This is a genomic window from Nocardia carnea (genome assembly GCF_029868325.1).
GTDB lineage: Bacteria > Actinomycetota > Actinomycetes > Mycobacteriales > Mycobacteriaceae > Nocardia > Nocardia carnea_C.
Genome location: NZ_JARWNW010000233.1, coordinates 1 through 15,943, shown reverse-complemented (window position 1 = coordinate 15,943; position 15,943 = coordinate 1). Strand labels below are relative to the sequence as shown.

At 67.2% G+C, this 15,943-nt stretch carries 12 protein-coding genes; 4 read left to right on the top strand and 8 right to left on the bottom strand.

Features of this window, described 5'->3' with window-relative positions:
* Positions 1 to 105: 105 nt before the first annotated feature.
* Entirely contained in the window at positions 106 to 669 is a 564-nt protein-coding gene (locus QH196_RS19350; protein ID WP_280417210.1) for a YdcF family protein, read from the top strand.
* 123 nt (positions 670 to 792) lie between these two features.
* Positions 793 to 1,224 (top strand): hypothetical protein, encoded by a 432-nt coding sequence (locus QH196_RS19345; RefSeq protein WP_280417209.1) that lies wholly within the window; start codon positions 793 to 795, stop codon positions 1,222 to 1,224.
* Positions 1,225 to 1,288: 64 nt separating this feature from the next.
* Here the strand turns inward: QH196_RS19345 and QH196_RS19340 are convergent, their stop codons facing one another.
* Both QH196_RS19340 and QH196_RS19335 read right to left on the bottom strand, forming a co-directional pair.
* A complete protein-coding gene (locus QH196_RS19340; RefSeq protein ID WP_280417208.1) occupies positions 1,289 to 1,990 on the bottom strand; it encodes an MspA family porin in 702 nt (233 codons plus the stop codon).
* Between the two features lie 273 nt (positions 1,991 to 2,263).
* The gene (locus QH196_RS19335; RefSeq protein WP_432279515.1) at positions 2,264 to 3,244 is read right to left on the bottom strand and encodes an alpha/beta hydrolase; all 981 of its coding nucleotides are present in this window, start codon (positions 3,242 to 3,244) and stop codon (positions 2,264 to 2,266) included.
* A gap of 312 nt (positions 3,245 to 3,556) precedes the next feature.
* Here QH196_RS19335 and QH196_RS19330 point away from each other — a divergent pair, with 312 nt between their 5' ends.
* Positions 3,557 to 9,022, top strand: coding sequence for a carboxyl transferase domain-containing protein (locus tag QH196_RS19330; protein ID WP_280417207.1), 5,466 nt, complete (start codon positions 3,557 to 3,559; stop codon positions 9,020 to 9,022).
* A 172-nt stretch (positions 9,023 to 9,194) separates the two neighbouring features.
* Here the strand turns inward: QH196_RS19330 and QH196_RS19325 are convergent, their stop codons facing one another.
* The 6 genes from QH196_RS19325 to QH196_RS19300 all read right to left on the bottom strand — a co-directional run bounded on the left by QH196_RS19325 (position 9,195) and on the right by QH196_RS19300 (position 14,604).
* On the bottom strand, positions 9,195 to 9,749 hold the full coding sequence (locus QH196_RS19325) for a hypothetical protein (RefSeq protein ID WP_280417206.1): 555 nt from the start codon (positions 9,747 to 9,749) through the stop codon (positions 9,195 to 9,197).
* Between the two features lie 92 nt (positions 9,750 to 9,841).
* Complete coding sequence (locus tag QH196_RS19320; protein ID WP_280417205.1) at positions 9,842 to 10,435, bottom strand: hypothetical protein; 594 nt, start codon at positions 10,433 to 10,435, stop codon at positions 9,842 to 9,844.
* Positions 10,436 to 10,493: 58 nt separating this feature from the next.
* Positions 10,494 to 11,153 carry a DUF2306 domain-containing protein gene (locus QH196_RS19315; protein ID WP_280417266.1) on the bottom strand — a complete coding sequence of 220 codons (660 nt, stop codon included), beginning with the start codon at positions 11,151 to 11,153 and terminating at the stop codon, positions 10,494 to 10,496.
* A gap of 291 nt (positions 11,154 to 11,444) precedes the next feature.
* Positions 11,445 to 12,323 carry a TIGR03854 family LLM class F420-dependent oxidoreductase gene (locus tag QH196_RS19310; RefSeq protein WP_280417204.1) on the bottom strand — a complete coding sequence of 293 codons (879 nt, stop codon included), beginning with the start codon at positions 12,321 to 12,323 and terminating at the stop codon, positions 11,445 to 11,447.
* 148 nt (positions 12,324 to 12,471) lie between these two features.
* On the bottom strand, positions 12,472 to 14,178 hold the full coding sequence (locus QH196_RS19305) for a hypothetical protein (protein WP_280417203.1): 1,707 nt from the start codon (positions 14,176 to 14,178) through the stop codon (positions 12,472 to 12,474).
* A gap of 159 nt (positions 14,179 to 14,337) precedes the next feature.
* Positions 14,338 to 14,604 (bottom strand): metal-sensitive transcriptional regulator, encoded by a 267-nt coding sequence (locus QH196_RS19300; RefSeq protein ID WP_280417202.1) that lies wholly within the window; start codon positions 14,602 to 14,604, stop codon positions 14,338 to 14,340.
* A gap of 453 nt (positions 14,605 to 15,057) precedes the next feature.
* Between QH196_RS19300 and QH196_RS19295 the strand changes: the two genes are divergently transcribed.
* A partial coding sequence (locus tag QH196_RS19295) for an MBL fold metallo-hydrolase (protein ID WP_280417201.1) occupies positions 15,058 to 15,943 on the top strand: 886 nt, incomplete at its 3' end.

Genomic DNA, 15,943 nt, shown 5'->3' with positions numbered 1-15,943 from the left:
TGAGCTTGACGCGACCAGATGAGCCGTTCGAGACGCTTCGGTGAAGACGCGGAGACGGTCAAGCGTCCAACAAGATGGCGCACTGCGACGTGCTTGACTGGAAGGGTGCGGAAACGGACTCGGATCGCCATCGCCGCCACGCTGCTGTTCCTGCTCTGGGGCGAGTGGACGAACTGGCGCGCCTCCCGCAGGTTCACCGGGACCGCTACCGGTGGCGCCGAAGCCGTCCTCGTTCTCGGCTACCGGAACAGCGGCACCCGCGCCAACGCCATGAACCGCTGGCGCGTACGAGCGGGCCTGCGATCCCTCGATCCGGCGGCTGCCGGCAGCACGCTCGTCCTTTCGGGCGGAGCCTGCGCGGGACCGCGGTCCGAGGCCGCGCTCATGGCCGATTACGCAATCGATATCCGGGGGTACCGCGGCGAGCCGGTACTCGAGGAGAAGAGCCGCAGCACCTGGCAGAACGTCGCGTTCGCGATTCCGTACCTGGAGGACGCAGACCGGATCAAAATCGTGTCACTGCCCGTCCACGCCGAGAAAGCCCGGCGGTATCTGGCGGACCGCCTGGCCCGGGGTTCGGAGTATCGGTTCGCGGAGTGGATCCCGTTGAAGCCGCTGGTGACCCTCTACGCGCTCGCGAAGCACCGCCGCGTCAGCACCCGCATGTAAATTGCTGGCCCCCAGGCGTTTACGTCATTCAATCGATCATCTCGCGGTGACGCCGCGCTGAGATCACCTCCGGCCGCGTGACACACTCGAAGGGTCCGACCATATGACGAGAAAGGTCAATGTATGCGTAAATCCATCCGGCTGTTCGGCTCTACCGCGGCTCTCGGTATCGCCGGTCTCGTAACGGTACTGGCTGCGCCGGGAGCCGGTGCGGAGGTCACCGAGGTGAAAGTCGCGGCCGGACCGGAAGGTCTGCGGGTGGGTTGCAGTTATACGGTGACGGCTGCGGTCGACGCGCCACCCTCCGAGGCGGGCGAGGTCACGATCATCAACAGTGGGGGCGGAGTACCGGGCGGTGGTGTGCGTCTCGGCCAGGCCACCTACCACCCCGAGAACGGGACGGCGACGTTCGCATGGACGCCCGAGCACACGGGTCGCCAGAACATCACCGCCCAGCAGTTCACTCCCGGGCAGTACACCTCCGCGAAATACATCGAGGTCGATGTGACCGGATACGGCGTCGGCGCCGGCAGTACCTGTCTGCCGCTCCCCTGACCCCGAGCGGACCGGCCGCACGCAGCGAGGCCGGTCCGCTCGGGCCGGCGAACCGGCCGATGGGTCAGAACTGGAAAGCGGTTCCGTAGCCGGTGGTTTGGGCAGCGCCGCCCGGGGTTCGGGCGTCGACGGTGACGAAGGGCATGGCCGAGGCCGGGGAGAGGCACCCGTCGATATTCAACGGGGTGTCGGCGTGCGCGAAGGTGAACGGGAAGGTCGTCTCCGGCGTCAGCTCGGTTTCGCCGACGACCACCGGCGCCACCGTCCCCGGCGCCAGATTGACCCCCACTTCGCCGGCGAGCGCCGATTCGACTCCGACGCTGGGCTCCACACCGACGAGCGGCGCGACCGTGACAACAGGTGCGGCGCCCTCCTCGAAGGTCGTGGCGACCTCGAGTTCCGTATAGGGCGCGATCGAAGCGCCGCCACCGATTTCCGGGACGATCGCAATCGACATGCCCTCGGAGACATCCACCGCGCAACCCACCAGATATCCCACCACGATCCGGCCTCCCTGCAGCGCCGGTGTTCCGTCCAGGGCGACCGAGAAGTTCCCGGAAACCTTGGTCGCGTGGCTGAACGGGACACCCGCCGCGATATCGCCGGCGGGGACCGAATTCGCCGAATCCACCGATGCGACCAGGTGCATTCCGCCGACATCGACCTGGCCGGGCGCGGCACGGGCCGGGGTGCCGAGCACGGCAGCGGCCGCGGCCACTGACGCTATGGTGATCGCTGCCGCGGTACGGGAATGCTTGCGGTTCATCGCGCTCCAGTCGAGTGGGCACAACAACGGAACTTGGCAAACGGACCGGCATCAGCGAGTCGAGCCCGGGTACGGTGCCTCCGCCGGCGCTCCGGCGTCCGCACCGGTAGGCGAGCCGATCTCCGTCTCACTCATGCCCGATGAGCAGCGCACACGGGCGACAGTGCCCGGCGTGTGCAGACCGGAAGGATACCGGCTGCGCAGCGCAGCGGGTGGGGTCGCTGCGGCGAGTCGCCGACAAATCCTGACCGGCGCGGTCCCGCCGGGCCCTCGTCAGTGGGCGCCGAGCGCATCCAGGATCATCGGGCGGGCGGTGGTGATGGCCCGCTCCCAGTAGGGCCAGGTGTGGGTGCCGTTGCCGATATCGACTCGCGCCGGGATACCCAGGGACGCGACGCGGTCGGCGAAGATCCGGGCGGCGGTCATGGCCATCGCCTCCAACCCCATCGCGTTCAGGGTGTTCCCCGCCCCGTACGGCACATCGGGAAGCCCGGGAACGCCGTTGCCGGCCGACACGTATATCGGCAGGCCGCGCAACAATTCGGCCTGCACGGTCGGATCATGGCGACGCCATGCGGGATCACTCGGCGGCCCCCACATGGCGTCCACATCGAACCGGCCCTCGTCCCACATCGCGGCGCGCACCGCCTCGTTCCACATCGGGAAGGTCGGATTCACGAAACCGGAGAAGGAGCCCGCGAACCGGAACTGGTCGCGATGGTGCGCGGCCAGCGTCAGCGCTGCCCCGCCACCCATGGAGGCGCCCACGACGGCGTTGTTCGTGCGCGAAACCCCGTACCGCGCCAGATAGGCAGGGAGTTCCTCGGTGAGGAAGGTTTCCCATTTGTACGTGGTGGTCTGCCCGTTGGTACCGCTGGGCCGATACCAGTCGGCGTAGAAACTGGAATGCCCGCCGACCGGGAAGACCAGCGTCACATCGTCGCCGGCGAACCGTTTCAGGACATCGGTATCGCTGACCCATTGGCTGTGATCCTGCGGCGCCCGCAGGCCGTCGAGCACATAGAGCGCCGAACTACCGCCCCGCGCCGCCCATTGCACCTGCACCTCGATCGGCCCCATACCGGACGGCACCACGAGCTCCTGATATCCGCCGGCCGGTGCCCGCAGCACCGGAGCGCGAACCGGCGCCGCGGCAACCACCGCACCACCGACCCACGTCGTCAGCAGTATCGCCGCGACAACCGCACCGAATTTCCGCAGCCACCCCCGCGCAACCGGATTACTCGCTCGCACTCCGTACCCCGTATTCAGTCTCGTTCGGTGCTCGCCGGAAACGCTACCCGAACCGGCGGCGATACACCTGCGAGCGGCACATGCACGACATGGCGAACCGGCTCACAGGCCTATCGGGTTCGGAGCGGATCACGTCGCCGGCCCGGCGGTTCGGCCGTGTCCGGCGAGCGCGACCGGACCGGCTCCGCAAAAATACGTGCGAGTAGCTCCCACACGCTGTGCATTTTCGCGTCGTGACGAGGCAGACTGACCCAAACGGAACCCGCAACCCCGCCCGACCGGGCTCGTGCTTGCGCAGGAAGGAGTCGGCGAGTGTTCAACCGCATCGCCATCGTTAACCGTGGAGAGTCCGCCATGCGGCTCATCCACGCCGCCCGGGATCTGTCCGCGGAAACCGGACAACCCATCGAAACGATCGCCCTGTACACCGACGTCGACCGGAACGCGACGTTCGTACGGGAAGCCGATGTGACCTACGACCTCGGCCCGGCGTCTGCCCGCCCGTACCTGGACCTGAAGGTCCTGCGCAAGGCACTGCTGGCGACGAAGGCGGAGGCCGCGTGGGTCGGCTGGGGCTTCGTCGCCGAGGATCCGGCGTTCGCGGAACTGTGCGAAGAGATCGGCGTGACCTTCGTCGGCCCCAGCCCGGACGCCATGCGCAAACTCGGCGACAAGATCGGCGCGAAGCTGATCGCCGAGGAGGTCGGCGTACCGGTGGCGCCGTGGAGCCGCGGCGCGGTCGAATCCCTCGACGATGCGCTGGCCGCCGCGAGCGATATCGGTTACCCGCTGATGCTGAAGGCGACCGCCGGTGGTGGCGGCCGCGGTATCCGCGTGATCACGAACGAGTCGGAGCTCGCCGACGCCTACGAACGCACCCGGCAGGAGGCCGTGCGCGCGTTCGGCAGCGGCGTGGTGTTCCTGGAACGGCTGGTCACCGGCGCCCGGCACGTCGAGGTCCAGGTGATCGCGGACGGCCAGGGCACCGCGTGGGCGCTCGGTGTGCGCGACTGCTCGGTGCAGCGGCGCAACCAGAAGATCATCGAGGAATCGGCCTCGCCGGTGCTGAGCCCCGAGCAGACGGCCGAGCTGAAGGCCTCCGCCGAGCGGCTCGCGATCGCGGTCGACTACCGCGGCGCGGCGACCGTCGAATTCCTCTACCACCCCGGTGAGCAGCTGTTCGCGTTCCTGGAGGTCAATACGCGGCTGCAGGTCGAGCATCCGATCACCGAATACACCACCGGTTTCGATCTCGTGCGGGCTCAGCTGCATGTCGCCTCCGGGGGCAAGCTGGAAGGTGAGCCGCCGGCCGAACGCGGTCACGCCATCGAGGCCCGGCTCAACGCCGAGGATCCCGACCGTGATTTCGCGCCGGCCCCCGGCCGTATCGCGCACCTCGACCTGCCCGCCGGACCCGGTATCCGCGTCGATACCGGCGTCAGCGAGGGCGATACCATCCCGGCCGATTTCGATTCCATGATCGCCAAGATCATCGCCTTCGGCAGCAACCGTGAGCAGGCGCTGGGCCGGCTACGCCGCGCCGTCGCGCAGACCCGGGTGATCATCGAGGGCGGTGCCACCAACAAGAGCTTCGTCCTCGACCTGCTGGACCAGCCCGAGGTCATCGACGCCGGCGCCGATACCGGCTGGATCGACCGGGTGCGCGCCGAAGGCCGGCTGGTCTCGCACCGTCACTCCAGTGTCGCCCTGGCCGCCGCCGCCATCGACGCCTACGAAGAAGAGGAGCAGGTCGAACAGCACCGGCTGCTGTCCACCGCCGCCGGCGGCCGCCCCCAGGTGCAGCACGACAGCGGCCGGCCGCTCGACCTGAAGTTGCGCGGCGCGAGCTACCGGGTGCGGGTCGCACGGATCGGTGCGCACCGGTTCCGGGTCGGGATCGAGGCGGGCACCGATACCCGCACCGCCGACGTCGACCTCGAACGTTTCGACCGGCACACCGGGCAGGTCGTGGTCAACGGTGTGCGGTATCGCCTGATCACCGGCACACACGGCCCGGTTCACCTGGTCGATATCGACGGCGTGACCCACCGCATCAGCCGGGACGAAGGCGGCGTCGTCCGCTCCCCCGCCCCGGCGCTGGTGGTGGCGACCCCGCTGGAAGCCGGTGCCGAGGTCGAAGCCGGGGCCCCGGTGCTGGTGCTGGAGAGCATGAAGATGGAAACGGTGCTGCGCGCACCGTTCCGTGGCCGGGTGAAGGAGATCGGTGTCTCCGTCGGCACCCAGGTGGAGACGGGTGCGCCGCTGCTGCGCCTGGAACCGCTCGCCGAGGACGACGCCGCCGGGGATACCGCGGCCACCGTATCGGTCGAGCTGGACCTGCCCGCCGAATCCGCCCAGGTCCTGCCGCATGAGCAGATGGCCCGCGGCCGGCAGGATCTGCGCAGCCTGCTGCTGGGATTCGATGTCGACCCGCACGACGATCGCCGCGTCCTCGACGACTACCTCACCGCGCGCCGCGCGGCCGTCGCCGATAATCACCGGCCGCTCGCCGAGGAACTCGAGCTGATGCAGGTGTTCGCCGATCTGGCCGAACTCAGCCACAACCGGTCGTTCGACGACGACGGCGGTGGCCGCAGCCATGTCCACAGCGCCCGCGAATACTTCCACACCTATCTGCAGAGCCTCGATGTCGAGCGGGCCGGGCTGCCGGAATCGTATCGGGCCAAGCTCTCCGCGGCCCTCGGCCACTACGGCGTCACCGAACTGGACCGCACTCCCGCCCTCGAGGCGGCGGTCTTCCGGATCTTCCTCGCCCAGCAGCGTCCCGCCGATACCGTCGAGGTCATCTCGACCCTGCTGCGCGAATGGCTGCGCGAACCGATGCCCGACGGGGTGCTGCGCGAACCGGTCGGTCTCGCCCTGGAACGGCTGGTGGCGGCGACCCAGGTGCGGTTCCCGGTCATTGCCGACCTCACCCGCGGCCTGGTCTTCGCCTGGTACGGCCAGCCGGTGCTGCGCCGCAACCGGGCCCGGGTCTACACCGACACCCGCAAGAACCTCAGCTACCTCGACGCCAACCCGGACGCGGCCGACCGCAGCGAACGGATCGCCCAGATGGTGAGCGCCACCGAACCGCTGGTGCGGTTGCTGGGGCAGCGGCTCTCGCGTGGTTCCGCCGACAATACGGCGATGCTGGAGGTACTGACCCGCCGCTACTACGGCAACAAGGACCTCACCGATGTCCGCACCCGGCAGGCCGGCGGCTGCACCTTCGTCGTCGCCGAACGTAAGGGCGTGAACCTGGTCTCGACCGCGGTGAGCTTCGATTCCCTCGCCGATACGGTGCGCGGGCTGGCCGAACTGGCCACCGGAACCGCCTCCATCGAAGCCGATATCTACCTGTCCTGGGAGAACCAGCCCGAGGACTTCGAGAGTATGGCGGCCGCGCTGCACGAGGTGCTGAATGCGCAGCCACTGCCCAATCTGGTGCATCGGATCACCGCCACCGTCGCCGGCAGCGATAACGCGGTCATGCACCACCACTTCACCTTCCGCCCGTCGGCCACCGGCCTGGACGAGGAACACCTCATCCGCGGCCTGCACCCGTATATCGCGCAGCGGATGCAGATGAAGCGGCTGCACAAGTTCGATCTCACCCAGCTGCCGTCCTCGGACAACGAGGAGGTGTACCTGTTCCGGTGTGTGGCCAAGGAAAACCCGGCCGACGAGCGTCTCGTCGCATTCGCCCAGGTACGCGACCTCACCGCGCTGCGTGATCACGACGGCCGGCTGATCACCCTGCCGACCGCCGAAAGCACCATCGCCACCTGCCTCGATTCGATCCGGCGGGCGCAGGCCGGGCGGCCGGCGGCCAAACGGCTGCAGACCAACCGCATCGTGATGTACATCTGGCCCACGATCGACGTCACCCGCGGCGAGCTGGAGAAGATCGTCGAGCGGGTGCGCCCGACCACGGTCGGCGCCGGGCTGGAGGAAATCCTGCTCATCGCCCGCCAGCCCGATCCAAAAACCGGTGAACTGGTCAAACTGGCGTTGCGGATCACCTTCGACGCGATCGGCGGCACCCAGGTCGTCGTCGGTGAGCGTTCCGACGAACCGGTGGAGCCGCTGGACGAGTACCGCCAGAAGGTGCTGCGCGCCGCGGGCCGCAACGCGGTGTACCCGTACGAGCTGACCGATCAGCTCGGCGCTTTCACCGAATACGATCTCGACGCCGACCACACGCTCGTCCCGGTCGACCGGCCGAAGGGCCGCAATACCGCCGCGATCGTCGCCGGTGTGGTGACCACCCCGACCGACCGGTACCCCGAGGGCATCACCCGCGTGGTGCTGCTCGGCGATCCCACGAAATCGCTGGGCGCGCTGTCGGAACCGGAATGCCGCCGCATCATCGGCGCGCTCGATCTGGCCGACCGGATGCAGGTTCCGCTCGAGTGGTACGCACTCTCCTCCGGCGCCCGGATCTCGATGAGCTCCGGGACCGAGAACATGGACTGGGTGGCGGCGGCGCTCAAACGCATCGTCGAGTTCACCCAGGACGGCCGCGAGATCAATATCGTGGTCGCGGGTATCAACGTCGGCGCCCAGCCGTACTGGAACGCCGAAGCCACCATGCTCATGCACACCAAGGGCATCCTGGTGATGACACCGGATTCGGCCATGGTGCTCACCGGTAAACAGTCGCTGGACTTCTCCGGCGGCGTCTCCGCCGAGGACAACTTCGGTATCGGCGGCTACGACCGGGTGATGGGCCCGAACGGCCAGGCCCAGTACTGGGCGCCGAACCTCGCCGCCGCCCGCGGCGTCCTGATGTCGCATTACGATCACACCTACGTCGCCCCCGGTGAACAGGCCCCGCGGCGGGCCACCACCACCGACCCGGTGGATCGCGATATCTCCGATTTCCCGCATGTCCTGGCGGACAGCGGTTTCACCACCGTCGGCGAAATCTTCTCCACCACCGCCAACCCGGACCGCAAGAAGCCGTTCGATATCCGCACCGTTATGCGGGCACTGTCCGACCAGGACCACGATGTGCTCGAACGCTGGGCCGGTATGGCCGACGCCGAAACCGCCGTCGTCCAGGACGTCCATCTGGGCGGTATCCCGGTATGCCTGCTGGGTATCGAATCCCAGAGCATTCCGCGGCGCGGTTTCCCGGCGACCGACGGCCCCGACACCTACACCGCGGGCACCCTGTTCCCGCAGTCGTCGAAGAAGGCCGCCCGCGCGATCAACGCGGCCAGCGGTAACCGCCCGCTGGTGGTCCTGGCGAACCTGTCCGGGTTCGACGGTTCACCGGAATCGATGCGCAAACTGCAACTCGAATACGGTGCCGAAATCGGCCGCGCCATCGTCAATTTCGACGGGCCGATCGTATTCTGCGTGATCTCCCGCTACCACGGCGGCGCATTCGTGGTGTTCTCGAAGGCCCTGAACCCGAATATGACGGTCCTGGCCATCGAAGGCTCCTTCGCCTCGGTCCTCGGCGGCGCCCCCGCCGCGGCCGTCGTATTCGCCGGCGAGGTGGGCAAACGCACCGCCACCGACGCCCGCGTCCGGGACCTGGAACAGCGCGCGGCGAACGCGGGCGGCACCGAACGCGCCGCCCTCACCGCGGAACTCGACGAACTCCGCTCCTCGGTCCGCGCCGAGAAGCTGGGTGAGGTCGCTGCGGAATTCGACGGCGTGCACAGCATCCAGCGCGCCGTCGAGGTCGGGTCGGTGGACGCCATCATCCGCGCCGCCGAACTCCGCCCCCGCATCATCGAAGCCATCGAGGCGCGGCTCCGGTGATCTGATCGAGCGGTGCACGCGGCAACCGGTGCACCGCTGAAGTCCCGCTGATGCCCTCGCCGACTCGGGTCGGCGAGGGCATCTCTCTCATCGAGGTACCGATGCCACACGCCTGCGCTCAGCGGCACCGCATGCCGGGGCTCGGTTCAGACGAACCGCCAGGCAGGCTCGATTACCGAGGCGGCAGAATCCCCTGGCCGTTCATCACCAGGCCGCCGTTGACAATGGCACCGACGAGGCAACCGGGCAGGGCACCCACGATCAGAAGGACGAGCCCGATCAGGGCGCCGATCCCGCACCCGATAGCCGCGCCCAGGATGAGCGTTTCGTTGCTGGCGATATCCTTCAGCGGCGCCGCCGGCACCGGCCCACCGTTCGCGGCCGCTGCGGGACGGTCGATGGTCAGGGAGGTTCCGGCCGCGTCCACTTGCGCATCGAGACGGACCTCTTGGCCCGCGACCTGATACACCAGCGGTACCTCTTCCAGCACTCGGCCGTCGGCCGCGACGACCTCGACCGAATCCGCGGTGACCTCGAAATTACCCGATGTCAGGGTGGTGGTCGCGCTGGAGCGGTCCGGCGACCACGCCATCGAGTACCCCACATTCCCGCCCACTTGCCCGGCTACCGGATGCGCCATATTCGCCTCACCGTGTGCCGTACCGGCCATGACGCCGACGGCCGCGGTGGAAAGCAACGCCGTTGCGGCGATTTTGGCGAATTTCATCGTGTTTGCCCTATCTGTGTTCGAAGCGCTGATCGATCGTGTGGATGATCGCATACCCGAACGGATTCATTACCGAAATCCCCTCCACCGCTTCATGATTTGCGTATACGAGACATCCTGTACCGCTGGCGCACACCTCGGCGGAAGCCGGGCTGCACCGATTCGATGATGACCAGATCTGGGTTTCGCCTGTGTAATTCGGCGGCGATATCGTCCAGCGATATCGGGCGCAGCAAGTTTTCCGGCATGGTCACCGGATGGCCGGTGACGAGCTTGTTGATCGGGCCGTGGATCCATCTGGGCCAACGCCTTTCGGCGAGCTTCGGGTTGGGCTCGACCAGTTCGATGGACAGGTATCTCATGTTCGGGTCGATCTTCGCCGTGGTCACATGCACCCGCGATATCGCAGACCAAGGGATACGGCCGAACGGCCTGAGCACCAGCCCATCATCGTCGACCGCCACAGCGGGCGAAGGCCTGATGTAGTAGCTCAGTCCCATCAGAAGCCAGAGCGCACCCAGGACAATCGGAAACACCACAGGGAACGTCAGCGACGGGCCGGCGGACATAGTCGCGTGCAGTAACGAGCCGGTCGCGATCCCGATCAGGCCCAGCACCATCATCGACACTTGGACGCCCGGCGAAACTCGAAATACTTTCGGCGGTGCTGAATCCTGCTGATTCACGCCTTCGACTGTAGTGTTCACTGTCCGGGAAAGTCGGTCACTTGGAAATCGGGCTGCTTCACCGCGCATAATCGGGTGCTCTATGAGCCTCACCCCTCGCGGCGGTACCCGCGTTGACCGCCGAGTTTCCGCGCTCGAGCCACCACTGCGCGATCAGCAGCGGTATCGTCCAGCCCAGCCACGCCACGGTCCCGCCGACGGCTTGGCCGAACAATTCTTCGCTGCCGCGGAAAGTGGTGACGAGCTGCGGTTCCAGCGCGATACCGACCAGCACTCCCCACACTCGGTTGGTGATGATCGATACGGTGAGCGCAAAGCTGCGGATCATCCACCGGCGGTGGTCGGCGAAACGGCGCCGGCGGGCTGCGCGGAAGCCCTGCAGGGTGCAGCCGAGCCAGATGACGGCGAGCAGCAGGTTGCTCGCCATGGCGACCGGACCGAACGGAGTCGTGGCACCGAGGACGAGTGCCGCTGCGCCGGCGGGCAGCACACCCGCCAGAACGTAGATGCGCCCGGCATACCGGTGTACTGACGGATACTTCCGGCGGAACCGTGGCCATACCTGGATACAGCAGGTGAGCATGGCGATCGACCCGAAGATCACGTGCGCCACCAGGAATGGGTAGTGCACGGCCACGCCGGGTTGCTGAACTCTGGACAGAGCAGGGTCGAGAGTCAGATACCGGGGTAGCGAGATCGCGACGAACAACACCGCCACAGCCGCCAACGGGAGAATCCAGGGGCGGCGCCACCAGCGGGGACCGGTTGGTGGTACCGAACGGTGTCGGCGCACTTCGCTTAACGTGTCGTCGGTAGTCACGAATCGACGGTAGGAATCCCGGGCGCGGACGCACATCACTCCCGGGAGCGGTCCGGGGCGCCGCAATGCGATACCGCAGTCCTACTCAGAGCTACCGGTTATCTACCAAGACAACATCCTGGTCGCGACCTCGTTCAGCGATTGGTTTCCAGCCTGCGCCGTGATCAGCACCGCGGGTACAGGCCCGGATCAGTTTTCGCGCGGCAGCAGCTCGGTAGCGAAGCGATCGAGGAAACCGTCCGACACCGCACCACCCGCAGGTACCACGACGAACTTGCTGAGCCCGGCCGCCAGGTAGCCGTCGATCAACCGGTGCAGATCCGGCCAACCGCCCGCCACCAGGTCCGTCGGATCGGTCTCCGGCCGCTGCTGCCGGAGCTGCGCTGCCAACCGGTCCGGGATGCCGTCTTCCGTGATCAGCAGGGTGATGCCGAAATGGTCTGCCTCGATCTCCCGGGCTGCCGCGGCCGCCGCTGTATTGATCGCGGACACTCCGGCGGCGGCTTCGGCCGGGGTCAGGAAGCTGCCCAGCCAGCCGTCGCCGTGGCGGCCGATACGGCGGAACGCCGCCGGTGCGCGTCCACCGAGCCAGATATCGGGTGGGCGGGCGGGTCGTTTTCCGATCCCGGCGCCGCGCACCGAGAAGTGTTCACCGTCGAAATCCACTTCGTCGGCACGCAACACCGCACGCAGCAACTCCAGCGATTCGTCGAAAACGCTGCCGCGCCGGCCCATGACCGGGAACAGATCGAGCTCGTTCGGCTGCGCCGGTTTCAACCCGAACACCGGCAGCACCCGTTTCGGGGCGAGCAATGCCAGCGAGGCCAGCTGCTTGGCGACGAGCACCGGATGGCGGCCCGGCAGAATCGCCACCGACGTGCCGACCTTCAGACGTTCGGTCCGTGCGAGCGCGACCGCCATACCGACGAAAGGGTCGACGGCCTGGGAATGGACGAGTTCGGAGAACCACAGCGAATCGACACCCGCGCCTTCCAGCCGATCCACCAGGGCCGGTAGGTCCGCTGGGCCGGTATCCGAGCCGGTCCCGATACCGAAGCGGATCTTCACCTGGCTCTCCTTCGTCAGCGGATACGTTCCTGGCACAACACACGCTCGGGGGTAGGAATTCCGGCCGGGTTCCGACGGGCACGGAACACGGCAGCAGTCCCGGGAGCGGCCCGCAGGCGCCGACGGTTCCCGCGCCCGTAGAAGCAGATCAGCCGGCGAGGGTCTGGCCCGGTTGCAGCGCCGGTCCGCAGCCCTCCGTCTGCTGCTTCTCTACCAGCGGCGGGATTGCCGTAGCCGCGTAGTCGCGAAGTTGCCCGAGTTGGTGCTGACTGTGCACGACGTCTTTGCGGACCCAGTCCTCATCCGGCACGGTGGGATCCTGGGAGCGTTGCAACACGTAGTAGTCGCGGTTGACGCGGGCGTCGCTGGTGATGTTGTTCTCCAGCCACGGCCCGTGCGTATGGATGAAAGTGGGCCGCAGCTCCTCGAATACATAGTCACCGAAGGTGGTGCGGTCGTTGCCGGCGATGATGTCGGCCATCCGGGTGTGGGTGAGCCCTGCCATATCGATCAGCTGCAACCGTGAGGTCAGCGCACTTCCACCCATATCGGGGGTGAGCAGGGTGCCGTGCTGGATCCGCAGGATATCCGCGTAGCCGTTGAACAGGCGGCCGAACCGGAGGGCGATCCAGCACACGGGCACATCCTCGTCGGCACTGTATGCCGCGGATTGTCCGGCGAACGCACAGCCGGACGGGATCGCGGCAGCGATCAGTCCCAGCGCGACCAGTGCGCGCCCGTGTTTACGCAGCTGCGCTGCCAACTGATCTACGGAAAGCACGAGAACGACCGCGCCGAGGGTCCACGCCGGGGTGGCGAACCGGAATTGCGCCATCCAGTCCGGTTCCAGCACGCAGTAGGCGATCACCGCCAGAATCAGCGGCACCAGCAGCGCGACAGCACCGTCACGCCACCTGCCCGGCGGCCACAGCGCGAGCCCGCCCACGACAATGGCCGCCGCGACCGCGGGAACACTTACGTACTGCACCAGCTCCCCCACTCTGGCCAGGTCGTATACGGAGGGCAGGGATTGATGTTTGGCGACAGCGGTATTCGGAACCAGCCTGCCGAACTCGACGATGCGCCACAGCAGGTAGCCCCCGAAGGGGATCGCGAAAGCGAGACCGGAATACAGTCCGCACCGGAGCGCCGCGGGCCAGGTAGCGCGGCGCATCAGGATCACCGAAATCAGCGGATACGCGGCCAGGTAGATCAGGCCGTCCGGGCGGGTCAACGCGGCGAACGCGGCCAGCGCACCGGCCGCCACCGCCACCGCGGGTGTCCACAACCGACCGTCGAGCACGGCCAGGAAAAGGTGGACAGCCAGGACACATACCGTCAGTGCGAACAACGCGTTCTCGAGGCCCGAAAAGCACCAGATCACGAAGGACGGGATCGCGGCCAGGACAGCGCCTGCCGCAAAGGTCGCCAGTGCGGGCCACCGGGATACCCGGCGGGCGGCGGCATAGCACGCGGCGAGGATCCCCATACAGCAGAGGAGCGCGACAGCCTTCGGATAGAGGGCGTAATCGGGGATGCCGAAAATGGCACCGCGGTCGAAGAGACCACACCATTTGCCCACCGTCAGCACGAAAAGCCAGGCCGGGTTGGAGAACCCTTCCACCGGCGCGGCGCCGGGCTGCAACACCGGCCCGAACCCCTCGGCCACACTGCGCGCATACGCGAAAGTGATGCCCGCATCGTCGACGATCCAGCTGCCGTACTCGGCCGCCCGCCATCCCAGCAGCACAGCACCGCCCAGCACGGCGGCCAGCGGAGCCGGCCACGACCGGCCACGGCGCTGCGGCGCTTCCTCCGAGATCTCTACTGCACCGGGTAATTCCGCCGTCAGCACTACAACACCCCTCCGCTTGCCCGTGCTCGCCCGGCCATGAGAAGGCCGACGCCGCACGATGGGCCACCTTGCCGATTCCGGCAGCGGATAGCAAGCGGGAGGGGGAATTTCCTGACGCGCTCGATGGACGGCCGCGCTACCACGGGCGACGGTTGAGGGTCAGGCGAGAGCCAAGAACAGTTTCTCCAGTTCGGCTTCGGTCATCGCGCCGTCTTCGGCCGACTCTCCACTCAGGCATTCGCGCAACCCGGTGGCGACAATCTTGAATCCGGCCTTGTCCAATGCGCGGGAAACGGCCGCCAATTGAGTGACGACATCTTTGCAGTCCCGGCCTTGCTCGACCATCGAGATCACTCCAGCGAGCTGGCCGTGCGCGCGGCGCAGCCGGTTGAGTACCAAAGCAATGGTGTCTTCGTCGCCGACCATGACTGTTCCTTCCTCGAACTCCAGCTCGAACTATACCCCTAGCGGTATACCCGCCCGGGGTGCTGCCGCTCCGACGAGCCGCCGCGTTTCGTGTCGACCGACTCGCGTTTTCCGTTTGCGCCTTACCGAGCGCACACCGAGGTCAGCGGCCGAAGAGTGACGCGAAGAACCCCGTTTTCCCGGAGGGGGCGGAGTTCCCGGCGCACTCACACCTATCAGAGGGGGCAACAGATCGCATCACGCTGTCGACGTGTGAGCCGCAACCACCCCAGGTGGTCTTCGAGCAGGTCGAGCACTTCACGGGGTAACACATGGCAGTCCTCCAAAGGTCGCTGACGGTTTTCCATACACCCGCCGGTTATATACCCCGGGGGGTACTTGACATACCCTAGGGGGTATATGCCACGCTGTCCACAACGCGCTCTGGGAAATCGACCATACGGAGGAAACGCGATGATTCTCGAGCAGTACTACCTCGAGTGCCTGTCACATGCTTCGTACCTGATCGGCGACGAGAGCACCGGTCGCGCCATCGTGGTCGACCCGCGCCGGGACGTCACCGAATACCTCGACGACGCACAGCGCCTGGGCCTGACGATCGAAGGTGTGATCAACACCCACTTTCATGCCGACTTCGTTTCCGGGCACTTGGAACTGCTCGAGGCGACCGGCGCGTGGATCGGGTTCGGTGCAGCCGCCGAGACCGACTACCCCATCCGCCGCCTCGCCGACGGTGAGCACCTTCGCCTCGGTGAGACAGACCTCGAAATCCTGTCCACCCCCGGGCATACCTGGGAATCGATCAGCGTGCTGGTGCGTGAGCGTCCCGGCGCCACCCCCACCGCGGTTCTCACCGGAGATTCGCTGTTCATCGGGGATGTGGGCAGGCCGGACCTGGTGAACATCGGTGACAGCTCCAGCTCGGATCTGGCCAAGGCGATGTACCGCACCGTCCACGAGAAGTTGCTGACCCTGCCCGATGTGGTGACGGTCATGCCGGCGCACGGCGCCGGTTCGTCGTGCGGAAAGAATCTGTCCGCGGAACTGACCTCCACCATCGGCGAGCAGCGCGCGACGAACCCCTCGGTACAGCCGATGAGCGAGGAATCCTTCGTGGCGTTGATGACCGACGGTCAGCCCGCGGCGCCGGCGTACTTCGCTGTCGACGCGGGGCTGAACAAGACGACGCATCCATTGCTCGATCGATCCCGCCGCATTCCGGAACAGACCCCCGATCAGGTCCGGGCCGAGCTCGCGGCGGGCACCCGGGTGGGGGGCCCCCCCCCCCGGACGGCGCGAGGACCCCCGCCCCCCCCCCGCGCCGGGGGGGGGGGGCGGG

Bases quoted from the DNA above. Each gene is read 5' to 3' on its own strand.
- QH196_RS19340 (WP_280417208.1), bottom strand. From the start codon at position 1,990: ATGAACCGCAAGCATTCCCGTACCGCGGCAGCGATCACCATAGCGTCA.
- QH196_RS19325 (WP_280417206.1), bottom strand. From the start codon at position 9,749: ATGAAATTCGCCAAAATCGCCGCAACGGCGTTGCTTTCCACCGCGGCC.
- QH196_RS19300 (WP_280417202.1), bottom strand. From the start codon at position 14,604: ATGGTCGGCGACGAAGACACCATTGCTTTGGTACTCAACCGGCTGCGC.
- QH196_RS19345 (WP_280417209.1), top strand. From the start codon at position 793: ATGCGTAAATCCATCCGGCTGTTCGGCTCTACCGCGGCTCTCGGTATC.